Source organism: Leptospira kanakyensis (genome assembly GCF_004769235.1).
GTDB lineage: Bacteria > Spirochaetota > Leptospiria > Leptospirales > Leptospiraceae > Leptospira_A > Leptospira_A kanakyensis.
Map to the genome: position 1 here is coordinate 231,795 of NZ_RQFG01000016.1, position 24,246 is coordinate 256,040.

Annotated in this window: 19 protein-coding genes; 14 read left to right on the forward strand and 5 right to left on the reverse strand. The window is 39.7% G+C overall.

The features are described from left to right. Nucleotides 1-2 precede the first annotated feature (2 nt). From batA to EHQ16_RS12320, 5 genes are read left to right on the forward strand one after another with little or no spacing between them, the layout of a single operon-like run. Entirely contained in the window at nt 3-956 is a 954-nt protein-coding gene (gene batA / locus EHQ16_RS12300; RefSeq protein ID WP_135631885.1) for a VWA domain-containing protein BatA, read from the forward strand. Then, the gene (batB, locus tag EHQ16_RS12305; protein ID WP_135631884.1) at nt 953-2,584 is read left to right on the forward strand and encodes a VWA domain-containing protein BatB; all 1,632 of its coding nucleotides are present in this window, start codon (nt 953-955) and stop codon (nt 2,582-2,584) included. Before batA ends, batB begins: the two co-directional genes overlap by 4 nt. Then, complete coding sequence (locus EHQ16_RS12310) at nt 2,568-4,139, forward strand: BatD family protein (protein ID WP_135631883.1); 1,572 nt, start codon at nt 2,568-2,570, stop codon at nt 4,137-4,139. The genes batB and EHQ16_RS12310 overlap by 17 nt, the downstream gene beginning before the upstream one ends. A gap of 3 nt (nt 4,140-4,142) precedes the next feature. Continuing rightward, the gene (gene htpG, locus EHQ16_RS12315) at nt 4,143-5,975 is read left to right on the forward strand and encodes a molecular chaperone HtpG (protein WP_135631882.1); all 1,833 of its coding nucleotides are present in this window, start codon (nt 4,143-4,145) and stop codon (nt 5,973-5,975) included. A 57-nt stretch (nt 5,976-6,032) separates the two neighbouring features. Beyond that, nucleotides 6,033-8,357: a sensor histidine kinase gene (locus EHQ16_RS12320; protein ID WP_135631881.1), complete on the forward strand. Its 2,325-nt coding sequence runs from the start codon at nt 6,033-6,035 to the stop codon at nt 8,355-8,357. Here the strand turns inward: EHQ16_RS12320 and EHQ16_RS12325 are convergent. After that, nucleotides 8,347-9,150 carry a hypothetical protein gene (locus EHQ16_RS12325; RefSeq protein ID WP_244242062.1) on the reverse strand — a complete coding sequence of 268 codons (804 nt, stop codon included), beginning with the start codon at nt 9,148-9,150 and terminating at the stop codon, nt 8,347-8,349. The two genes, EHQ16_RS12320 and EHQ16_RS12325, sit on opposite strands and share 11 nt — an antisense overlap. 76 nt (nt 9,151-9,226) lie before the next feature. On the opposite strand from EHQ16_RS12325, the gene EHQ16_RS12330 reads away from it, so the two are divergent. Further along, entirely contained in the window at nt 9,227-10,405 is a 1,179-nt protein-coding gene (locus EHQ16_RS12330; RefSeq protein ID WP_135631879.1) for an AZOBR_p60025 family cell surface glycopolymer formation protein, read from the forward strand. After that, nucleotides 10,402-11,226, forward strand: coding sequence for a 1,4-dihydroxy-6-naphtoate synthase (locus tag EHQ16_RS12335; RefSeq protein ID WP_135631878.1), 825 nt, complete (start codon nt 10,402-10,404; stop codon nt 11,224-11,226). The genes EHQ16_RS12330 and EHQ16_RS12335 overlap by 4 nt, the downstream gene beginning before the upstream one ends. Here EHQ16_RS12335 and EHQ16_RS12340 read toward each other — a convergent pair. From EHQ16_RS12340 to EHQ16_RS12355, 4 genes are all read right to left on the reverse strand, one after another. Next, nucleotides 11,212-13,722, reverse strand: coding sequence for a discoidin domain-containing protein (locus EHQ16_RS12340; protein WP_135631877.1), 2,511 nt, complete (start codon nt 13,720-13,722; stop codon nt 11,212-11,214). The genes EHQ16_RS12335 and EHQ16_RS12340 overlap by 15 nt on opposite strands. A gap of 50 nt (nt 13,723-13,772) precedes the next feature. Next, the gene (locus EHQ16_RS12345; protein WP_135632061.1) at nt 13,773-14,660 is read right to left on the reverse strand and encodes a helix-turn-helix domain-containing protein; all 888 of its coding nucleotides are present in this window, start codon (nt 14,658-14,660) and stop codon (nt 13,773-13,775) included. A 375-nt stretch (nt 14,661-15,035) separates the two neighbouring features. After that, on the reverse strand, nt 15,036-15,857 hold the full coding sequence (locus EHQ16_RS12350; RefSeq protein WP_135631876.1) for a ParB/RepB/Spo0J family partition protein: 822 nt from the start codon (nt 15,855-15,857) through the stop codon (nt 15,036-15,038). Next, entirely contained in the window at nt 15,841-16,593 is a 753-nt protein-coding gene (locus tag EHQ16_RS12355) for a ParA family protein (protein WP_135631875.1), read from the reverse strand. Before EHQ16_RS12355 ends, EHQ16_RS12350 begins: the two co-directional genes overlap by 17 nt. Nucleotides 16,594-16,822: 229 nt before the next feature. Between EHQ16_RS12355 and EHQ16_RS12360 the strand changes: the two genes are divergently transcribed. The 7 genes from EHQ16_RS12360 to EHQ16_RS12385 all read left to right on the forward strand — a co-directional run bounded on the left by EHQ16_RS12360 (nt 16,823) and on the right by EHQ16_RS12385 (nt 24,218). After that, nucleotides 16,823-18,139 (forward strand): helix-turn-helix domain-containing protein, encoded by a 1,317-nt coding sequence (locus EHQ16_RS12360; RefSeq protein ID WP_135632060.1) that lies wholly within the window; start codon nt 16,823-16,825, stop codon nt 18,137-18,139. 2 nt (nt 18,140-18,141) lie between these two features. After that, nucleotides 18,142-19,140, forward strand: a complete 999-nt coding sequence (locus EHQ16_RS12365; RefSeq protein WP_135631874.1) for a hypothetical protein — start codon at nt 18,142-18,144, stop codon at nt 19,138-19,140. Nucleotides 19,141-19,669: 529 nt separating this feature from the next. Next, nucleotides 19,670-20,095, forward strand: a complete 426-nt coding sequence (locus EHQ16_RS12370; protein WP_135631873.1) for a phosphatidylinositol phospholipase — start codon at nt 19,670-19,672, stop codon at nt 20,093-20,095. A gap of 248 nt (nt 20,096-20,343) precedes the next feature. Continuing rightward, on the forward strand, nt 20,344-20,760 hold the full coding sequence (locus EHQ16_RS19500) for a hypothetical protein (protein ID WP_135631872.1): 417 nt from the start codon (nt 20,344-20,346) through the stop codon (nt 20,758-20,760). Between the two features lie 212 nt (nt 20,761-20,972). Continuing rightward, nucleotides 20,973-21,188 (forward strand): hypothetical protein, encoded by a 216-nt coding sequence (locus EHQ16_RS12375; RefSeq protein WP_083901925.1) that lies wholly within the window; start codon nt 20,973-20,975, stop codon nt 21,186-21,188. Nucleotides 21,189-21,522: 334 nt separating this feature from the next. After that, nucleotides 21,523-22,689: an MBOAT family O-acyltransferase gene (locus EHQ16_RS12380; protein WP_279632414.1), complete on the forward strand. Its 1,167-nt coding sequence runs from the start codon at nt 21,523-21,525 to the stop codon at nt 22,687-22,689. 8 nt (nt 22,690-22,697) lie between these two features. Then, entirely contained in the window at nt 22,698-24,218 is a 1,521-nt protein-coding gene (locus EHQ16_RS12385) for a hypothetical protein (RefSeq protein ID WP_135631870.1), read from the forward strand. The last annotated feature ends 28 nt before the right edge of the window (nt 24,219-24,246 follow it).

The window sequence follows — 24,246 nt, forward strand, 5'->3', positions numbered from 1 at the left end:
TTATGGATCAGTTCCAAAGACCATATCTTCTATTCTTAATCCTTCCTTTTTTGTTACTTGGAATTTATCAATGGAGAAAAAAACCCTTCGGATCACTGCTACTCATTCAGTCAGATAGATTCCAAAAGCCAAAAACAAATTTTATTGTAACCTTTCGGTCCATCCTTTCCAAACTATCAGAACTTCTATTTTACATTGCTGGAATTTTTTTGCTCATTGCCGCCGCAGGACCTGGAGAAAAATTCAAACTCACTCCAGATGTGACGAATGGGATTGATATCATGATTTCACTCGACATTTCAGGTTCAATGGTTAATTCCTACGACTTTTTACCAAAAAATCGATTGGCAGTCTCAAAAGAATTACTTCGGGAATTCATTCGAAAACGTTTGTATGATCGAATCGGAATTGTGTTATTTGCTGGTGCAGCCTATTTACAATCCCCGCTATCAAACGACAGATACGCGTTAGATGAGCTTATCGCAGAGACATCTGACGAAGATATTAGCGAACAAGGAACGGCTGTCGGCGATGCTTTAGTCCTATCTACATACAGACTCAAAGACTCTACAGCAAAATCTAAAATTATCATTCTACTGACCGATGGTGTATCAAACACTGGAAAACTAGATCCAGAAACAGCCTCTTATGCTGCCAAGGCATTTGGGATCAAAGTTTATTGTATCGGAATCGGCAAAGAACAAGGACAATACGAAGTAAATTACGAATCCTTAGAAAAAATTTCGGAAAGCACAAATGGAAAATTCTTCCGCGCGGAATCCCCTGAAATTTTAGAAGAGGTGCTAAACGAAATCAATGGACTAGAAACAGTGGAACTTCCGTCTAAACCTATGGAAATCCACGAAACACATTTTCCGAAAGTTCTATTTATCTTCTTTCTATTACTGGGAGTTGTGGGTTTTCTTATGATATACCCTCTCAAAGAAAAATTATGATCTCCTTAAGTTTCGTTGCAACGACAGCAATCATCGTTCTCATCATTTGGATCTTAGTTTTCTCTGGAAAATTGTATTTAAATAACAAAGCAAATTCGTTTCGAAACCAAAATCCAAACATAAAAGATAGGATTTTTACAGCCAAAACTAAAATTTACTTAATCCGTATTATCTGTTTGTTACTTTCTCTCTCCTTCGCGTTTTATTCCTTATTTAAAATCAAGTCTACCGAAGTGGAATCTGTAAAAGAGTTTGAATCTGCAGACATCCTTTTTGTTGTCGATGTTAGTTTGTCAATGAATGCCATTGATGTAAGTCCAACCCGCTTAAAACGATTCCAAGACTTAGCTCTGCGCATTCTACCCAGCCTAAAAGGAAATCGATTAGGAATTATTGTTTTCGCAGGACAATCGTTTTCTTTTTGTCCACTAACATCTGATATCTCGGCAGTCTCCGATTATATACAAGCTCTAGGTGTAGAGATGGTAGGTTCCAAGGGGACAGACCTGTCATTGGCCTTAGAAAGGTTAAACAAAATTAGAAAAAAAAATAATCCGATTACTTCACAGATCACTGTTGTAGTATCTGATGGAGAGGATCACGAAAACCAAACCTTACCACCTATCGAAGGGGAGGTGATTGTATGGGGAATAGGTACAGAAGAAGGTGGACTCATTGAATACCGTGATCCAGGCACAGGACGCGGTGGTTTTGTCACAGCGGATGCGGGGATTTCCAATTCATCCACGGCTCCCAATTTAGTACTTTCCAAAATGAATGTGGAACGCTTAAAATCAATAGCTATCCAAAATAACGGTAGTTATTACGATATTTCCTTTTTAGCCGATGGAGCCTACGCATTACTGGATACGGTACAATCAGTCAAAAAGAAAAAAATACAAACCATTGAACGTTTCAAAAATGAAGATGGTGCACATCCTTTTCTCATAGTTTCTTTTATCTTTTTATTTTTGGAAAGAATCACAAACCTCTTCCTACAAAAATTACCAAAAGGAATTTATAAAATTTTACTGTTACTCATTTTCCTCAGAGTGAGTCATTTAGAAGCTTGGGAATTAGATCCAGGTGGGAATGCCATAGAACGAGGGGCCAAGTCCTATCACCAAAAAAAATATACAGATAGCCAAAAAGAATTCGAAAAAGCAAAAGAATACATCCCAGATGATCCTAGACTTCTTTACAATGAATCCGCAAACGCATACCAGTCAGGCCAATACAAAGATGCAATTGGAATCGCAGAAAAAATTCTTTCCCACCCCAAAACAGATAATGATCTAAAGGCCAGAACTAATTTTAACCTTGGAAACATATATTCAAAATTAGGTGATAAGAAAAATGCCCTAAAAGCATACTCTAAAACTTTAGAAATAGATCCAAACCATCTATCCGCAAAAAAAAATATCGAACACCTAACGAAAAAAAGGGAGTCCGACCAAAATCAAAAACCAAAAAGCGGCGAACCAAACGAAACAAAACCTGAGAGGGAACAAAACAAAAACCAAAAGGAAGAAAAATCGGATGCAGAAAGAATTTTGGATCCATTTTCACAAGATTCCATTCTAAAAAATAAAAAAGGGGGATTTATTGATAATGAAAAATTTTGGTAAACTGATATTCTTCTTTTTTCTAACTTCTTTTTTACCCGCAAGCACTATCTTTTCTTCGGACGTTGAATTTCATCTATTCCCTACTGAATTTTCACTCGGGGAACATGCAAAATTAGAAATCAAAGCACGCGGAGACAAACCTTTTCGAACCCTACAAACGAATATAAAAAAAAATGGAGTTCGGATTCGTTTCTCCGGAAGTGGAACAGAAACACAAATTATCAATTTCAAAGTTTCTAAATCGCAAATCCTAAATTTTTATATAGATACAGAATCGGAAGGTACATTCAAACTTCCGGAAGTCTCTGTTGAGTATGACAACAAAACCTATACTTCTCCACCAATTCAATTTACGGTAAGTAAAAAAAGCAAACACCCACAGAACCAATTTTTTAATCCATTCCCAATGGAAGACTTTGAATCACCCTCAGAGGAATCTCCAGAAGTTGCCTTTCACACAAACAAAATCGTTTTTTATAAAGGAGAACCCATAGTAGGTTATTTTGTACTTTATTACAATGGCTATAGACAACCATTCCTAGAAAGAGATCCAAACGAATCTATATCATTTCCATATTTTTTATCAGAAACATTGAGGCAAGTGTCCGTACAAATTGAACCGGAAGTCCAAAGGAAAAATAGTATAAAAAAAACATTAGTTTACGATAAGGAAATTTACGGTTTAACACCGATTAAGTCGGGGCGATTTCAAATCGGAAAAACAAAATTTATCTCGGGGGATAGTTTACGTTTCAACTCTTTACAAGAAACAGTAACCACAACACCAGCAACGGTTACAGTTCTTGAACTCCCACCAAACAAACCAAAGGGTTTCACAGGTGCTATCGGAAATTTCAAACTAGAACTTACCAAATATCCAAAATTGGTCCACAGAGGCGAAACTTTGTATTTTGAGGTTACAATTGAAGGAGAAGGGGGTTATGAAGGAATCAGCCCAACGACCTCATCAAATCCAGATATCCAACTCATCTCACAAAATAAAACCAAAACCTTTCGAAAGTTAGATTCAGGTGAATACGGATTTTATTCGGTAGTTCGATTCCAATATGGTTACCAAGTCCCAAAATTTGGAAACCTACAAATGGATCCATATACATTCAATTTTTTTTCCTTAAAAGAAAACCAATACAAAACTCTGTCGATTCGTTATCCTGAAACCACCATCCTTCCGACAAAAGATAGGCAAACCAAACCCCAAACAGAGAAACAAAACGTATCAAAACCACCCTCGATTTTTATATTGGTTTTTGTTGCCATTTTTGGGATTCTTTCCTATTTAGGACTGGTCAGGTATATTCATCGCAAGCAAACAAAAGAATTTATGGAACTGATCACAAGTTTTGGTAAAAAAAGAAATTCTTTCCTTTTCGACTATTTGAGAAAACTTGAATTACCAGAAGAGGATTCTCAATTTTTAGTGAACTTGGTCGAAGCTGGGGAAAAAGAAACTCTAGAAAAAACATTCCACAATTTAAACAAAAAAGAAAAATCAAAACTTATATCATTAATAAAACAATTAAAACCAAAGGATTAACATATGTCAGCCGAAGAAACAGGAAAAATCAGTGTAGAAACAGAAAACATCTTCCCCATCATCAAAAAGTGGTTGTACTCTGAAAAAGATATTTTTCTACGAGAACTCGTATCTAACGCAAGCGATGCAATTACCAAACTAAAAAAAATTGCATTATCTGAAGAATTTGAAGGTGGCAATGACTATAAAATTGACTTAAATTTTGATGTGGATCAAAGGATCCTTTCCATTGAAGACAATGGAATTGGGATGACTTCCGATGAAGTTAAAAAATACATCAATCAAATTGCTTTCTCTGGTGCTACGGATTTTGCAAAACAATACCAAAATGCAGATAACAAAGCCGAAATCATCGGGCACTTTGGATTAGGTTTTTACTCTTCTTTTATGGTATCAAAAAAAGTAACCATAGAAACGAAATCCTATAAAAAAGGACAAACAGGAGTTATTTGGTCGAGTGAGTCAGGAACCGACTTCACTATCTCACCTATAAACAAAGAATTTAGAGGAACAAAAATCTCTCTCTATTTGGATGGTGATTCCGGTGAATACCTAGACAAGTGGAAACTAAAAGAATTAATCAAAAAATATTGTGACTTTTTACCCGTAGGAATTTTTGTCCAAGGAGAAAAAGCAAATCGCGAAAAACCATTATGGTCAGAAGAACCAGCAAAAATCAAAGAAGAAGAGTATAAAGACTTTCATTCTTACCTGTTCCCATTTTCAGGTGAATCACTCTTTCATATCCACTTGAATGTAGATTATCCTTTCCGTTTACAAGGAATTCTATATTTCCCAAAACTCACTCACGAGTTAGAAGCTTCCAAAAACGGAATCAAACTTTTCTGTAACCATGTTTTTGTCAGCGATAACGCGAGCGAACTCATCCCACAGTTTTTAACAATCCTAAAAGGAACCATTGACATTCCTGATCTTCCACTGAATGTTTCTAGGTCTTATCTACAGAACGATCCTCTCGTAAAAAAAATATCAAACCATATCATCAAAAAAGTCGCGGACCGATTGATCGATGATTTCAAAAAAAATAGAACCAAATACGAGGAGAATTGGAATGATATCTCCCTATTTGTAAAATATGGTGTTTTGACTGATGAAAAATTCTACGATGCCATGAAAGACCATCTGATCTTTAAAAACTCCGAAGGCGGTTATTCAACCACTTCCGAATACCTGGAAAAAAATAAAGAGAAGAATCAAAATAAAATTTTTTATGCAAATGAAACAGAAATGGGCTCCGTATATATGGAGTTATTAAAATCGCAAGGATTAGAAGCAATCCTTGTTGATTCCAAAATTGATTCCCATCTGATCCAACATTTAGAAATGAAAAATCCTGATTGGAAATTTCAAAGAGTGGATTCAGAAATAGCGGACCAAGTTGTAGACAAAGAAGCCCAAGATCAGTTAGTCAATGAAGAAAACAAAACTGAGTCAGACAGAATTCAAAATTTATTTTTATCTTCTTTACCAACAGAAGGAGTGGAGGTAAAGGTAGAAGCTTTGAAATCCATTGAAGTCCCCGGAGTCATTCTTTTGCCAGAATTTATGAGAAGGATGTCAGAGATGAACTCAATGTTAAACCGGGAAGACACAAAGAACATCTTGAAATCACATACCCTTATGGTTAACTCGAAATCACCTTTAGTTAAATCCGCCTTACAGGCGTTTGAAGGAGTTAATCCAGAGAAAGGAAAAAAATTAGCACGGGCCATTTATGACCTTTCCTTACTTTCTGCCAAAGTGATGGACGAAAAAGATGTTTCAGAATATACCAAAAGAACAACAGAATTTCTCCAGGAGATTTTTTCTAGTTAAAGGCAAAACCATCTAGAAAGATTTGGCAACGATCCCTGTTTTTGGGATTGTTGCTCTGTGATCCAGATTTGTATAACAAGTCGACTTAGTTCCTTACCGGTTGTCGTAGCCTATAAAAAGGGATACTTTGAAGAATTTGGCGTAAAGGTCACTCTGCACGTCAATACCCACCATAAAGCAATCATGCCATTACTAGACGCCGGTCGAGTGGAGGCAGGGGAAGTTCCCACCATTGCCTATCTACAAGATAGTTTCTTAAAAAAATCAAAACTCAAACGAATTTATAAAGGAATTTACCTCTATCATTCTCCACTTTCCTTTTATTCCAGGTTCCAATTCAAACCAGAAGATCTCACAAGAAACAAAGCCTACATCCTTCCTGTTCCCCACCAATACTCAGTGGAAAGACTCTATGCAGAAAAATTTTTAGAAGAATATGCGCCGAAAAACCCAGTCAAAGTTCGATACATTGATACTCCCGGATTTTTAGAGGAAAAAGAATTTTTAAAACCCTCTTGTTTAGGATTAGTGTCGGATCCATTCTCTAGTCCTTTTCTTCGTAACTTCCAAGACTTTGCAGGCACACTCGACTTGCCAATTTTAGCAGCCAAATCTTTTTATCCATCCACCTTACTAGCGTTTAGTGGCGATGCTATATTAAAAACTGGAAGAGAAGTTTCAGGTGTGTTACTCGCAGTCAAAAAAGCCATTGATTTTTTGCAAAATACAAATCATCTCAGCACAAGTAATCTTTGGGATGATCTACAATTATCGCATTTTTATCCTCACTTAAGAGTAGGGGAAACTAAAAATCTATTAAACGCGCATCCCCTCATCCAAAAAGGAGTTTTTTCATACCAAGGTGACTCCACCACACTTTTCCCTCTCTTAAAAGATGTCTATTTCCGACTCATCAGAAGGGTGATACAACCAGAAGCCGTAAAGTCAGCTCTTGACTTTGATGAAATTCTATCTGCTCTTGAACCCAAAAAAGTTTTTGATGTTAGAAAACTAAATAGTTTCCAAGAACCGGCAGAATCAAAACTCCACGCACCATCCCAAATCAATTATAGAAAACTCAATGCCGTGAGACACCTGATCGTAGACGTAAACTCGGTGGTCTTAGACATCCTACAAGGAAACTATAACTCACGTATCAACGCTGATGAAACTTTACAACTAGATAACCGAGTCAAAGTTCTCGTCAACTCCATGTTAGATTCTTTTAACGCTAAAATGGAACTTCAAAGAGAAGAAATCACTGAGTTAGAAAACTTAATTTCAATTTTAGAGATCAAACTAGATAGATCTGCCGTTGATTTACAATATTCTGAAGAAAAGTACAGATATTTATTTGAATTTTCAAGAGAAGCCATTGCTCTCGTAGATGCGGATACAGGGAGTATCCTTGAAGCAAACAACCAATTTCGATCTTTAACTAGTTATACTAGAGGAGACATCACAAAATTAAATATCGAGGATATCATTTTAGGGAACCAAGTTTCAAACCAACTCCGATTTGGTTCGGATCTTTCTTCTGATACCATGTTGTCTCTTCCCGATGTCGAAATCCTAGTTAAAGACGGAAGCAAACTAGAAGTCGACATAAGTTTTACGTCCATTCTTCTTTCACCAAAAAAAAGATACCAAGTCCAGTTCCGCCCAAACTCCGAAAGAAAAGAACAAGAACGATTACAACACGAATTTATCTCCAACGTAAGCCATGAACTCCGAAGCCCAATGACAAATATCAGAGGGTATCTCGAGTTTTTTAAGTCCGATACATCACTACCATTTAACACCGAACACAAAAACATGTTAGAGGTAATCGACAAAAATGCAAAAAGACTCAGCTTTTTAATTGAAAACTTACTAAAACTAACAACCTCCAGAGAAAAAGATAAAGAAGCAGAAGTAATAGAAATTTTTGATCCGGTCCCTGTCATCGAAGATGTAATCCATATGAACTCACATCTTGCCAAAGGGAAACCCATCGAATGGAACCTTTCACTCAAAAAAGGATTCTTCTTACGAGGAATCAAATTCGAATTTTCGCAGATCATCACAAATCTTTATGTAAACGCACTCAAATACACAGCTAAAGGTAAAATTGGAATCTCTATCCTGGAAACCAATGGCAAAATAGAAATCACAGTGGAAGACACGGGACTTGGAATTGATCCAAATTATAAAAACCAAATCTTCGATCGTTTTTTTAGGATTCCCTCTTCGGACAATAAAAAAATTGGTGGAACAGGACTTGGGTTATCGATTGTTAAGTCACTTGTGGACAAAATGTCCGGAGAAATCTTCGTTGAAAGTGCAATGGGGCAAGGAAGCAAATTTACAATCTACTTCCCAAAGGTAAACGTCAACGTTTAGAAGTTTTTTTCTTCTTTGCTATTTGTTTTTTCTTAGGTGCAGGTTTCGTTTTGTTTTTTAACAACAAATCATTTGGTTTCAAAAGACTAAACGTTGGTATATTTCTTTCTTCTAATGTCATCTTTGATAAAAGCAGGGAGAGCTCCAACATTTCGCGAGTTCCGAGTAAATGCATCATCTCTAGTGCCTGGTTCATACCCAGTTTTCTAAAAATTGCCAATGCATTGGTGACACCAAAAAAATGAATCAAAACCGGAAGTTCTTCTAGTCCCCTTTGTTTGATCCATTTTTTACAATCGGCAACAGAAAGTTCACTCACTAGCTGAATCACTGGCCCCACTTCGATTTCATTTACCAACCAAAGGAAATCTTTCATCGGAATTTCTTTGAGTAGGGCGATGGATTTTTCTATTCCTAGAGTTTTAAGAATTTCGACACTAGTTTCCTTACCCAATGTTTTTGCAAGTAACCCAACATCATGAGGAGGAATACTTCTGGAAACTAAAGCCAAATCAGACATAGGAAGCGAGTGAATAAAATAAACCAAATCATCATCTTCATTTTCTCGAATCATCTCCACGAGAATTTTCTCAGGGATTTGTTTCACGAGTTCCACAACTGTATCTTCACTTAATTTGTGTGTGAGAACGATGAGCCTTTCTTTAGGAACCTTCCCTGTCAGAGAAAGTAACTTTTCATAACCAAGATTTTTTAAAATCTGAAAGGATTTTTTGGGGCCAAGTTTTTCTAAATACTGATAAACACTTTGGATTGTAACGAGAACTTCTTTCATTTGCCCCAACTTTGGATACAAACTGTCAGAATCTTCGTAAAATTCCAGAGAAATTCCTTTTCGAATCTGTTAAATTTTGCAAAATGGAAGAGTGAAGCTGCGCCAACTTTGGGTTCTCATCTTTTTGTTCGTTTTAGGAGTAGGGGGACTTGTTTACTTCAAAACCGCTCCCTATGGGCATTCCCTTTCTGCTCTCATTGGCATTTGGGAGGGATTTTACGAAATCAATCCAAACCTAGTTGATTCCCATTTTGTGATCTATAAATCGGGTGGGTATGATGGACAGTTCTTTTATTTTCTCGCAAAAGACCTGTTCGATTCTGGTGATTGGGGCCTCATTGTTGATTCCTATCATTTCCGATTCCATAGGATTGGTCTTTCTTTGTTTACTGGTTTTTTCTCTCAGTTTCTTGGGTTTTCTTATTATCCAGCAATCACCCTTAGTTTTTTATTTTTAGTCTTTTTTCTTTCTGTATTTTGTTTGTATTCACTTCTCCCAGAAAAATCGAAATGGTTCGTTATCTTCTATTTGTTTTCCCCATTTTCGCTAAATGCAAATTTACTCTTAGTTGCTGATTCTTTGTTTGTCAGCTTTGGAATCATTGCATTTTACTTTTTCAAAAACAAAAAAGACTACTTGGCAGTGTTTTTCTTTCTTCTTATGGTTCTCACTCGTGAACTCGGAGTATTATTCCTTTTGCCGATTGTTCTAAAAAAACTCACCGAAAAAAAATGGGATGCCATGGTTCTATATTCAATCCCAGGAATCGCATTTCTTTGTTTGGTGGGATATGGCTGGATCCAACCTCCAAATCATTTAGGAACCAACCCTCTCGGATTCAGAGATATGACCGACCTACCTCTACTCGGATTTTTTAAAAGTTTTCAGGACGGAAACTCGATTCAGTTCAAACTGAAGGAATTTCCAAAAATTTTCTTTTTTATCTCTTTTTTAATTTTATCAATAGTCTGTATCCAATCATTAAAAAAATCTTTTGCCACCGACATCAATTTGCTCATCCCAATTTTTGGAAGTTTGTTTGTCATCCTCATCGCAGAAGAAGGTTATTGGAGATCTTTTGACAATCTCAGCCGAATGTTTACGCTCATTTTGCCTTTTTCCTTACTGTTAGAAGGTATTTTAAAAAAACCCTTAATTCGTTTTTTCCTTGGTATCTCCATCACCTTATTTGTATTTTTAATCATTCGAATTGTCTGGATCACACCCACAAAGGAGTTTTTCTTTACCCCATGATATCTTTAGCTTATTCTCCATGTCCCAACGATACCTTTCTTTTTTACCATTTGATTCGAAATTCTAGTTATCCAGTCAAAGAAGAACTATATGATGTAGAAAACTTAAACGAATTTGCATTCCAGGGAAAATTCCCGGTCACAAAACTTTCGTTTGCCGCCTACTTCCATATCATCGAAAAATACATCTTATTAGAAACTGGGTCCGCATTAGGAAGGGGTTGTGGTCCCATTGTTGTCCGGAAAAAAAATACAAAAACAGATCTCAGTAGTTACGAAAATCTATACATTCCGGGACTTTTGACCACGGCAAACCTTCTCCTTTCTCTTCATACAAACGGGAAACAAAAACCAACCCCCATTCGTTATGATGAAATCATTCCCAAAGTAATGAGTGAGGAGAATAGTCTTGGTGTCATCATTCACGAAGAACGATTTACTTACGAAGCAAGAGGAATGGAAAAGGTTGTGGATCTTGGAGAATGGTGGGAAAGTTCTACAGGTTATCCCATTCCCTTAGGTGCCATAGCAATCCGTAGGGACATCCCACGCGACGAAGCCCTTAGATTCCAATCAAATCTCAGAGAAAGTTTGAAGTCAGCCTATTTAGAACCGAAAGAAATGATGGATTATATCAGAACCAATTCGCAAAACAAAGATGATGCGGTAATCAAATCTCATATCAACTTGTATGTAAATGATTATACAAAAAACTTAGGGAAAGAAGGTCACGGTGCAGTAGAGTATTTACTCAAACGTGCGGTTGAGGCAGGTTTCATTCAAAAACCCACCTCACTTCCTTTGTTTTTAGGAGAAAGTTAACATACAAAGGATATTTCCTTTGTCTCGTTTGCAAGCTTCCACTGCTTTTGCCACAAGCATTCCTGGTTTTAATTTTGATGGATCCGCTTTAACGGCATGACCAGAAGAAAGGCCTGAAACCAAAAGATCTCCTGGATAAATAGGAACTTGTGTTGCATCCACATGGATTTTGGCGATCCCAAGCAAGGCCACAAGCACATACTCCACAGCCTTCTCTTGTTTTCCAAAAACAAGATGGGCACTAGTCACACAAACTCCAATTACGTTTGTGGAGTAGGGGTGTTTCGATCTTCCAAGAACACCTGGTTCTTCCGTTGCGACAAGAAGGTCTCCCGCAGTCACAACATCTTTCCCATCCAATCGGAAATAACGAGCGATACATTCTTCGCCGCCATCTTTTGTGATCCGGAGATTCCCTTCAAATAAAGACTCACCACTAGCATAAATGGCTTTTCCTGAACCAGAAAGTTCTAACTCTGGAATTCCTTTTCCATCCACAACAAGAGCAAAATCGGATTGAGATAAAAATCGTCCACCAGGCGCCGTAGTTCCGGCACCTAAAATTCCAGCAGATTGTTTGGAATCCTTTCCCTTAGAAATTCCGTATACACCAACAGAATCACCAAATCCAGATACCCCAGTCCCAGAAGAAACTCCGGAAACTCCAGTTCCTAATTTTGTGTTTTTTCCATAAATGACAGCATCTTTACTTTGTGGAGGAACAAATCCCTTGGTAGAACCTTCTGCCTCTCCCGTAATTTTCAAAAGCCCTGTATGGGAATTAAAATCATGTTCCTTTTCTGCATACGGATGTGTGTGTGGTTTCGGATCTCTTTTGTCAGACAATCTTGGATCATCAGAAAGCACCACCTTACCAGGGATAGACTCACCATGGTTAGCCAATAAAACAATCCCTGCATCTTCAAATCCAGCTTTCGCCAATCGTTTGTCATTCCCTTGCACAACGGCACCTGGTTTGGTTTCACCAGAGTGGGCGAGTTGTACAATTCCGTGAACTTCGGTACTTGCATGCCGCAATCGTTTGTCATTTGCTTGCACTACCGTATTCGGTTCTTCTCCACCATTGGGTGCAAGTTGTACAATCCCTTTGGCAGTGTTTGTGGCATCACGAAGCCTTGGGTCGTCCCCAGTAACAACTTTATCAATTGCAACTTCACCAGATTCAGCAAGTTGCACAAGACCGATGGATTTTTTGGTGGCCACTCGCAAACGAGAGTCATTCCCTTGGACAACAACACCTGGCCGCGTTTCTCCGTCTAACGCAAGCTCCACGATCCCCGGGTGGTCGGTGGATGCACTTCGCAAACGTTCATCGTCTGATTGTACCACAAGTCCTGGTCTCGATTCTCCACTTCTAGACAACCTAACTAGACCATGTGTAAGTTCAGTGGCGATTTTTAGGCGTTTATCATTTCCTTGGACGGCAACACCTGGTTTTTCTTCCCCATCCGATGCTAACTCAACAATTCCACGGTATTCGGTAGTGGCATCACGAAGGCGTCTGTCATTGGCCTGCACCACCACACCTTCTTTGACCTCACCATCCACGGCCAAACGAATGATTCCGGAACGAAGCACTGAAGCGTAGGGAAGGGGTTCTCTCGTTGGCCCACCGTAATCTTTTTTATCTGGGCTAGAATATAATTCGAGTTCTATGACTTCGGTGATGTAATCTTTTTTATTTGGTTGTTTCTCTTGGAAAAAAACCAATTTCAGAAAACGTAAATTGACTGCAGAAAATCTCCATTTATACCAAGTCCCCGGTTCCGATAAAAAGAAATTCTCTTCATGTAACTGGTGCCAAGTCAGATCATCTTCGCTATAATAGGTAACAAACCTTTCTGGAAAATTAGTAGTTGGATCATTTTTGGTAAGCATTCGCATCTCTTCGATGCGGTTCACAGAACCCATATCCAAAATCAAATATTCTTCTTCTGGTTCTTCTTTCTTTTTAGAAGACCATCCGTAATCAGGCCTTGTATCAAAAAGATTTTCTTTTACATACAATCTGTCCAGTTCCGAACTGGCTTGGATGGATTGGATCCCAGTAATGAGTATTTTTAACTGACCAAAACTAATCCGATTTTTTCCGTTACTTGCTTTCCTGGAAATTTTAGAAACAAATTTCACATAACGAGCGCTAGTAAGCGAAAAAAGCCATTTGGCTGAAGTTTTGAATGATTTCCGAAAGGATGATTCTTGTAAAATGGGTTCCCAATACTTTCCATCATGGGATAATTCAAACCGAAACGAATCAGGAAAAAAATCTAAACCATCCTTGCCTGGCAAAAGTTCGATCCCGTTAAAATAAACAACATCATCAAATTTAAAGATGATAGAAGAAAGTGAGGACTGCTCCTTCTCTTCAAAAAAGGATAAAAATTCTTCGTTTTTGACTTCGTAAGTTCCAGAAGTGGAAACTGATTTAATGGGTAAAGAGTAGGGGTGGCTTGTGCGGATTAAATGATCTTTCATTGCGCTTTGTTTGCTAATTCCTTCCAAAAAATACCGTTTTTCTATCCAGTCTATCGAATTTCACTGAGGCGTGATCCTTCTTCTTTCTCTGAAAATACAACGAGTACCGCTGGTTTGACTTTTTCCGTAAAATACATCTGTACAATTTGGCGCAGATGCCCTTGGAGGGGAGAGGTCACAATGATGACATTCCCATCGGTTTGCACTTGGATCCGATCCAATTGGTTCCAGGAAGATTGGGTGAGTTCTTTACTGGCCCAAGATAAGAATCCGGCCCAAGAAGCCGGGTGTGAAACCAATTCTTCCATAGGATATTTTTGCTCAGTTTTAAGCACTTCTTGCCTTTGGGAAGATACCAGTTCCCTACATAGAGATTGGATATAATTTGTATTTGATTCCATATGTAACGAAACCGCTTTTTTATAGGCCTCCAGAGCAATTTCAGGACCAAATAATTCTACCAAAGTTTCGAATGCTTTTTTTTCCTCTTTTTCCTTACCCATTTCCGAAGCGGACGGCGGAGCCGGTACATTGTTTGTATTAGATATAGTTATATTAATATGGTTAGGGGTTCCGTCCGCACCCCCCTTACCAACCGGTTTCGATCCCTCAGAGGACCCCATTTCGGAATCCCTGGGGAGTCGGTTTGTATCCCCCAGAGGGGTAATTCTGGATCCCTCATAATGAAAGGAGAAGTGGTATCTTGTGGAAGTCCTACCGCTACCGGGAACTTGGTAAAGCAGGCCCGCATGGGTGAGTTCTTTTTTGGCTGATACGATAGACTTTTTTGTTTTGAACCCGGTGAGCCTCATCAAAGTTTCCGTATTGGGCCAAACGGGTTTGAAGTTGTAGTCACTGAATTTCAAAAGAACAGGGTAGAGTGTTTTGGCTGCATGGGATAGCTCCGCCCAAACACCTGAATCTATGATGTCGGTCATCAGTCGGATATAGGGATGCCGCTGGTCGCTCACAAAAGCTCCTCCGCTTTTCTGCAAAAATTAAACCAAATTTAAGCAAATTTTACGAAGGAGTTGACATTATCTGACATAATGTTAATTATGTCTCATCCAACAACATTCCTTCGGGAAACCCCGACCCCCTGGAACACCAGGGGAATTTTTTTATGTTTCGGGTTAGGATACTAAATATCCCACGTCTCTTGGGTCTCAAGAAACGTTTGCTCAAACTCAAATCACTTTAATTATGTCACATTATTGTCGGATTCCGGCAGATGTCAAGTTCGTACAGTAATTTTCCAGGCGAGTACTTAAAATTTTTTTCCTAAGTACTTGACTGCTTAGTACTTGATTGGGTTATGCCGAATCCCCGTATTTTTTCACTAATTCTTTGCGGATGAATTTATAGATATCACCTAACAAAATTTCATCATCCGATAGGATTTGAATTCCTGTCCCTGTTCTCCGGATTTTATACCCAGATAAGGTTTGGTTTTTTGTTGGGTTCGATTCACCCGATTTGGACTGTTTATTGAAATCTTTGGCGTCCCTGACTGTTTTTAGGGCTCCCTTGTGGAAGAGGGTTAAGAATTCATCTAAACTTCCTTTTTTTGCTGCCTGCGCTGCTTGGACCAAAAGGTTCTTATTATAGATTTCATTTTTTTTGCATTTCTCTAGATCCTCTTTGGACATCGAAGTGATGGAGAGCACCTCCGTCATATAACTCCGACTTTTTCCAAAAAGATCCCCCAACTCTTGGTCAGTATAGTTATGGGAATTTTTTAGAAAGAGGAGGGCGTCCACTTCTTCATAAGGAGACAGGTTTTCTCTTTGGAGATTTTCTATGACTGCTAATTTATAAATTTCTTTGTCGGGTCGGTTTAGAATTTTACATTCGATTTCGGGCCAACCTAGGGACTTGGCTGCGTGATACCGTCTTTCCCCAGCGATGATTTTGTAACTCCCTTCTTTTTCTCCCTTGGAGACGATGATGGGTTGCAAAAGCCCGTCCGCTTTTAGGGTCTGAGCCAGTTCTTCGATTCCCTTTTTTCTCTCCTGCCTTGGTTGGTATTCGGAGGGTTGGATTTTGTCCATCCGAATGGTTCGGATGGTGCCATCTAGATTTTCTGCTTGGTAGATATCGGCGAGAGTTCCGAGGCGTTTACTTTTTAAGCTCATTTAAAACCTCCTCGATAAAACCTTCATACTCTTGGGATTGTCTAGAACCCCGGTTGTAATCATAGACAGATTTTTTTGCTAGATGGCTTTCTCCGATGGCCACTCCGTCCGAAATTGTATGTTCAAAGATACGGAAGTATTTTGTCAAAACGGGTAGGATGGTTTTTGTGAGTAGGGTCTGGGGTTTGAGTTGGGTGATGAGGGCGCCCAAAATCTCTAGGTCAGGGTTGATCCTTTTTTTGATCGAGGAGATGGTTTGCTGCAAACCCATAATTCCGTCCATGGAGAACTTTTCTGCTTGGAGGGGGATGAGGACGTAGTTGGCGGCTACCAAACTGTTTACCGTGAAAATGGAAAGAGATGGGGGGCAGTCAATGATGACAAATTCAAAATCTTTAATTCCGGAAAGAGAGTCCCTTAGGATATAAGGAGCCTCTACTGAGTTTACGGAAACGGTTTCCATTTCCGCCAAGCGCATGCTAGATGGCGCAACCCACAAATGCTCGTTATACGCCGGAGTAATGATGTCTTTTAGGCTAGTGGCATTTTGGAAGAGGTGCGCTAAGTCTTTTTCAACAGTTTCCGGGTTCAGAAAAATTCCCGTGGAATTGGCCTGAGGATCCATATCGATGAGTAAGGTCTTATGATTTCGACGGGCGAGACCCATGGCAAGATTCAAAGAAGTAGTAGTTTTTCCTTCTCCGCCTTTTTGGTTTGCAACTGCAATCGTGATCATCTGTCTCTTTTTCCCTTCCCAAATGGTATGCTTTCTTGTCGAAAATTTGGGATCAATTGTATTTTTAGAAAGGTGCAAAAAAAGGATTTTTTGGCCCCTTCTCTCTCCATTGTCGGACATCCGACATACTGAAAATTAGCAAAAACTATCTCCTCTGTTTACGTCGGACATCCGACATTCAAATAGGTACGTACTTGACAAAGTGATTAAATTTAAACAGTTTCATAACATGTCTTCCCAAGCAATTCCCCTGCTTGCCTCCGAAAAAACGGGCAAGGATTGGATGGATTCTGTCCTTCCAATTTTGTGGGAGGGGCTATGTACGGAACTTGGATTCTCTTCTGGCGTAGTTGTTTTGAAAGCAGAGGAAGAAGATTCTTTTTATGAATCTGCCAGTTTCGGATATGGAGAAGATGGGTTTTATTATTCATTTCTAAACCGAGGTTCTGAACATTGGGAAGAGCTAATGCATTCTCCCGAACCTGTTTTTTTTTCCGGAACTGAGTTCGAACTTTTTGGAAAAAAAACAAATGCTTTCGCCATTCGAATCTCTTCTAAAAAATCCGAGATTGGTTTTTTATTAGCAGAAATGGAAGAGGCGAGCCATCTTCCATTTGCAATTTTTCTAAGTCTTTTTGCTGACAAGATCGGGAACGAATGGGGGAAATCCAAACCCAGTTTCGGAATCCAAGAGACAATTCGAGAAGGAAATTCGCATTCTTTATACCGAAAAGAAATTCCTAATTTGGATCTAGCCAGAAGGGAATTTGCCAACCAGAAAGTCCTGACCATCCTTGGCCAGGCGGGGTCTGGCAAAAAAACTTTGGCAAAATGGATCCACCAATCCCATCTCCCGGGAGCTCCATTTCTTGTGGTTGAATCCCTTCCGGAGCATTTTGGGAAACTGGAAAAAGCACTTTCAAATTGGGGGACCGAATTAAAGCAGGGGAGTTTGGTCCTTGTCGGGATTCAGGCATTGAATTTAGGCCAACAACAAATCCTCTCCGATTGGTGGTCCAAGTCTGGATATTCCGGTTCTCTTTTTTTACTTGGGTCTGAAGAAATGGGCCAAGAATTATTGCCAGAGTTTGAAAGATTTTTGCGAAAAAATTCGTTGGTACTACCAACGCTTAGGTTCCTTCCTAAAACAAAGTTGCAGACCTTGGTTCAGGCCATATTTGAAGAATTATGTGATTCTCAGAACCGCTCCGGTTTGCAATTAGGAGATCGAAGTTTGCAAGAATTGGTTTCCAGGGGTTACGCGGAAAATTTCACGGACCTTCGAAATACCATTCTTACAGGGATTCTCACCTGTCGTACAAATCAGGTAGAACCTGCAGATTTAGAACCTGGAAAATCCAAAATGGATTTGGAGATTCCCGATGCCGAAGATTTAGACTTGCGGCGTGGAACCGAGGCCTTAGAAAGGCAGAAGATTCTTCTGGCTATGCGGATCTTTTCGGGCAACCAAATCCGGATGGCAAAGGCCTTGGGTATTTCGAGGGGATCCCTCCAATATAAAATGAAACAGCTTGGTTTAATGTAAAAATGGATGATACTGTATACGAAGAACGGAAAACCCCCGCTGGTTTTTTAGTTAAAGTTCGACTCTCCAAGCTTACCTACGTCGTTTTTACTGATTCCGGTCCGGAAGTCCCCAAGGGTGCTAGGAATAATTCCATAGTTGTCAACGTCCCCCGGGTTGGGTTTTTTGGAGACGATTTTGATGTCTCCCACTTCCATTTGGGAGAACTTTCCTTTGTGAATGTCAAAGCAGGGAAACTCGTTATCCCTTACCAACATGGGTTTTCCAACGAAATCAAAACTATCTATTTAGGAACGGGGAGCCTCAGCGATGTCCTTCCCGTGGTCATCTACCACTATAAAAACAAAGAAGAATTGATGGCGGCTTGGGAGAGAGGGGAGCAGGCCCAATTTTTGGTTGTGGATGAAGAAATCCCACGTTCCGACATGGTTTCCTTTAAGATCAGATACCCTAGCATGAATATCCTTGTGATCAAAAAAAGGATCAATACTTCGGCGGAATCCCAATCTCCGAAAACCGATGAATCCAAGGATAAGGGTGTGGTGGATTACGATAAGGTTCGTGCCACTGACGTTGCCAAAAACCAGAACCTAAATACTTACAGCGAGAACCCGGTATTTTTAGCGAGGATCCACCTCCGGGCTATGGAACTTGATAAGGTGAAACAACTCCTTCTCGACTTCCATCTATCCTCCGATGATGTAATGTTCATCCGTACCTTCCTCGATGTGATGATCAAAAACGAATTAAAAAAACCAGAATTAGATGTGGTGAAAAACCAACTCATTGCCATGAATGAAGCATTTCGGTTGGCAGTTCTCATTTTGGAATTTCGTGTCGAAGATTTTGAGAAAGAATTGGACTCCGGTTTTTCCAAAGAGATCTCCCATATGATCTATGCCCTTCTTGCCAAAGAACAAGAAACGGCCCAAGACCTAGAACATGAAATTGTCCTTTGGGAATGGAAGCTCCGCGTGCGCTCTCAGATCCTAAAAAAATAACCAAAATCGCCCAAAAAAAGCTTTATTTTTGTAATAATTCGGTGAAAACTGAGGATAATCCTATGATTTTCCTCGGAAAAATAAAAAATCTGGCACAAAAGTTGCAAAAGAGCGCCCTTTTGGTTTTGCTCTCTGTGATTTTTATTTTTCCCGTTTCTGGCCTTATGGCGGATGAGTTAGACCTTCCTGTCATCATCCCGAACGATGAACTTCTTACGCCGATAGAACTTAGAGATGGATTGGTTTATGAAGTGGTGGTTCCTGAAACAACGGAACTTGCTTTTTATGAAATCTCAAACTCAGAAATTGTAACAAAAGCTCAGTTAGGTCATACTGATTCCTCTGAAACAAAATCTTCCCTTCACTGGAAAACATCTTGTTTCGGAAAAGTTTGCGGCCAAGGCGAAGCAGCTTTCTCCAAAATAGGAACTCTTGTAGAGAGAGAAGGTGGTTCTGTTTTTGAGAATGGCCTAGAGGATTCCTTTGTAAAATCGATTGCCAGCCCAGGACTTTTTGGTTTTCTGGGGATATGTCTCAGCCGAAGCGAGTTGCCTTCCAAAAATTTCTCAATGCCATGCGAAAACTCTCTACTGAAGTCAATGACTCAGAGATCTGCAAACGATTGGAAATTCTTATGGCAACCAGTAAGGATGACCTCCCTTTGGCACACGTCAACCAGCTCCTCCAGGATCCAAAAAACTTTGATCCAAAGACCATCCCGGAACCATACACACAGTATGTCCGACATTTCATCTACATGGTCAAACGGAATGGAAGGGTTCCTAGCGACTTATTGTCTGGTGAAGAGGAAAGATCTGGGGCAGACCGCTCTGGTTCCAAGGCAGCAAGAAAACAGCCTACAAGCGGTGCTAAATCAAAACGTAGCACAAACAAATCCACAACTCCTGTGAAGAAGGGGAAGTCTTCCCCTAAATCAACTCCCAAAAAGTCCTAAAAAAGGCAAATACAACCCAGGAACAAACCGCCCTGTGCTGCGCACAGGGAAGATTTTCCATTTTCTCCGTGAGGGAACATAATCCACTCTAGAGCTTGGTTTCCCCAAAATTGACCATTTTTAAGCATTTATCTAGGGTTCTTTCCTCTAGCCCGAAAGTTAATTGGAAATTCACTCGCAAATTCAAAAAAACTGCCAAAATTTAGGCATTTATTAAATTGGATCCCCGGAAATCTAATTGCCCGAGGATGGCCACCAAACATAAGTTCGGTTCCTGGCTATTGATCGCTATTGGGCAGCTACTGTTCCCATTAGGGCACCCAAACCACGGCATGATGGCACCTGGGCAGGCAAGAAGTGGGCGATTGCTTGGAGCGCCTGTATTTCGGCAAATCCTGGAAGGAGGTCTGAATGCTTCCGAGAAGGTTCTATTTGCTAGCGATGCCCGCGTATCATTTGGGCAAAGCTGTCAATTCGTTTGGGATGCAAGAATTTGGGCGTTTATGGCTCTCGAATGCTACCGCCCTCTATTTGAAGGCTTTCGGGGCGATTTTGTGGAATTTCTAAAAAACTGCCTAAAATGGAAAAGTGGGCCTGTGGGAAGCACAGGAAGGGAAATTTTGACTTTTACGGATAGGAGAGCAGAAAAACAAGGAAAGAAGTGACGAACCTGGGGCAGTTAGCTCAGATTTTAGGTAAATTTCCAAATCTTTCCCGCTTATGAGATAAAATGCTTCGGCAGTCCCAAATTCACTCAAAATGATTAGTTTACCTGCCAAAAAGTCATGTGTAGCGAAAATGCATCCGTATGTAAATTTGTCAGAGATTTGAATAGTGGTTGCCAGGCCCCGCGACGCAACCCACCGTTCTTTTTTATATGGCGGAAACGATACGACTTAGGGTGAAATGCCATGCCTGCTCCAATTTGATTGAAGGAACGGCTAAATATGGGTCTGGACACTTTGTCCCAGAGGGGATTGTCTTTGATTTTGTGGCAGTTGGCAAGGTGGAGGGAGCGCAGGGACGAAGGGTCAAGGCAGAAGTTACTTGCACTTGTCCGAATTGCGGAGTGAAATGCAAGTATAATGTGTAACTGCTTATAATTGATCAGATATATGCTCTTTAATTCGGCAATCTTTGCGTTGTTCCTTCCGGCTGCTGTTTTGATCTGGCATACTTTACGCATAATATTGCCTAAAGATGATCTAAAATATGATTATTGTAAGCTGACTTCCGGATTAGTATTAATCGTTTATTTGGTTGTTATTAGTGCAGTTTTCTACTGTTTTTGGAACCCACTGTATTTTGCCCTCTTGCTCTGGGTTGCTTTTGTCGATTTTTGGTTGGCTAGGACGCTCGGTTTTCTTCATTCTCCTATTTGGCGGAAGTCAGTTTTGGGAATTTCTCTAGCAAATAGCCTGGGAATTTTGATATTTTTTAAATATGGTCATTTTATTGATCAAAATTGGGCATATTTTACGAATCGCTCGCTATTTGCCCCTGGTTTTTGGGCAGATGTCCTCCTTCCTGTGGGAATTTCCTTTTATACCTTTCAGTCCATTTCGTATTTAGTGGATGTTTACCGAAAGGAATTGGAGCCTGAAAAGCGTTTTCTTTCCTATTTGCTTTTTCTCTCCTTTTTCCCCCAGTTGGTGGCAGGTCCGATCGTCACGGCAAAGTCCTTTTTGCCCCAAATTCGTAGGCCACTCCTCTTCCCACGGATCCCAGTTCTTTTTGCAATTTTTCTCATTTTGCTTGGGTTATTTAAGAAAATGGTGCTCGCTGATCATTTGGCCGAAACCTCAGACTTTGTATTTCTCCATGTTGGAGAGGTTTCGACAAAAGCTCTTTGGGTGGGAATGTTTTCTTATTCTTTTCAGATCTATTGCGACTTTTCGGGTTATACAGACATTGCCCAGGGAGCGGCACTTCTCTTTGGGTTCCGGTTGCCTGAAAATTTTAAGATGCCTTACCTTTCCGCTGGGTTTTCGGAGTTTTGGACTCGGTGGCATATCTCCCTATCCCAGTGGCTTAAAAAATATATTTATATCTCTCTTGGTGGAAACCGGATTAGCGAAAATATAACTTACAGGAATTTGTTTCTTGTGATGGCCATTGGAGGACTTTGGCACGGGGCTTCTTGGAACTTTCTAGTTTGGGGAGTTTGCCATGGGATTTTACTCATTTTAGAGAGATCGGTTTTTCAGAGATTTCCTTTTTGGACCTTGGATTGGATGCGGTGGTTTCGTGTGTTTTTCACATTCCTTTCTGTGAGTTTACTTTGGATTTTCTTTAGGAGTAGTGATTTTGCCTCTTCTCTGTGCTACCTACAGGGCCTTTTTGTCAAAAAAGAGGGTTTTTCCCTGCCTTATACCTTTGAAATGAACTTTGTTTATTGTTTATTGTTCGTTTTGGTCGGACATATCTTTGGAAGTTTTTATTTTAAAGACAACAGACAATTGTTAGATGGATTTAAAAAATGGGAAAATTCCTTAGGAAAAACGGCTATTTTTGGTGTTTTGGTATCTGTGTCCCTCATTTTGATTGTTTTGTTTTCGGCCGATAGCAAACCTTTTGTGTATTTTGTCTTTTAGAGGGTGGTATGAAACAGCGGTTATTACTTATATCTTTCTTACTTGTTTCCCTATTTGCCTTGGATTTTTTGATTTTTAAAAAACTTCAGTTTTTGTTACCAAATGAATCACCTTGGAATACCAATCATTTCTTTAATTTTTTATATGAGTATGAGAGGATTCGCACTCTTCCTAAAACCAAAAAAAGAATCATCATTGTGGGGAGCTCCGTTGCTTATTATTCTATCGATGCCCGGAAACTAAAGGAGTCCTTACTTGGTGGTTTTGGTTTGGATGTGGATGTTTTTTATTTAGCTTACGCAGGAAATAGTCCTCTTTATGTATATTTATTACTGAATTGGTTGGATCCATTAGAACCTGATCTAGTCGTTTATCCTGTCAATTTTATCGACTATAGGCTTCACAGAACTTACGTTATGTTCCCTGACGGTAGGAATGATTCCGTGGATGAATCGGCGGTTGTGAGAGACGCACTCACTTTTGAGGAGGCTCCTCAGTCTTTATGGGTATTTCCTTGGGAAACCTTAAAAGAAGTTGGCACTTCGATGAATTGGGAGACCCGGTCTCAGTATTTACTTTCTTCTGCTTTTTCTTTTTATCGTTATAAAGATATTTATCAACAAAACTTACAAAATTTGATCCAACACCGATTTGGTCGAAATACCAGTTATCATGCCTATGCGGGGGTCTTGATTCCAGAAGGAATTAATGGCCTTGGTTGGACGGGGCAAAGTTTTAGTTTTTTCCCGACAGAGAAAATTAAAAACAAGGGGTTCTGGGTTGAGGTAACCCAATTTCTTTTGGCGGGGAAACCTTGCCGGATGGAAATATCCAACGGAACCACACGCCAGGAAATTACCCTCACCCGCGAAGGTTGGGTCAAACTCTACTTGGATCCAAAGTTCTTCCTAGAGAAAAAGTTAGTCACTGTAAAACTAGAAAGGGTGTGGTTTGCAAACGAGGCAACGGGAGCATATTTAGATTATCATTTGGATCCAATGGGGGTGCGACTCGAGCAGACTTTTGGACTAGAAGAAGCAAAGTCTGGAATCCAATACGAAAGGGAGCCAAGAACCGAAGACTTTCGTTATTTAGGAATGAAGGATGAAGAATATCGTAAGTACTTTCATTACCGGTTGCTTGAGGGACTGGAAAAAAGGCCAGGGATCGGATACCTCGTTGCCTTAAAATTGGCAAAAGAAAGAATTCGCGAGGAATCGTTTCGACCTTATTTCCACTTCCGGTATCTTAAAAAAATCGCAGATCATTTCCGGGAGAGAAATGTTCGTTTTTTACTCATCAACAATCCCGAGAGTCCCATTTCCCTTGATTGGTATGAAGACTCTACTTGGTATAAAGACCATCTGGCCTATCTGGAATCTTTGGCAGGAGGGTCAGTCTATTATTGGGACATCCACCGAAGTTTACCCATGCAGGGTTTTTCCGACTTCCACCACTTTACTTATCTTGGAATGGAACAAATGAATCCGATTTATGCCAAAAGAATTGGAAATCTCTTTCCGAAATAGGATGTTTTTCAATCCTTACATTAGATAA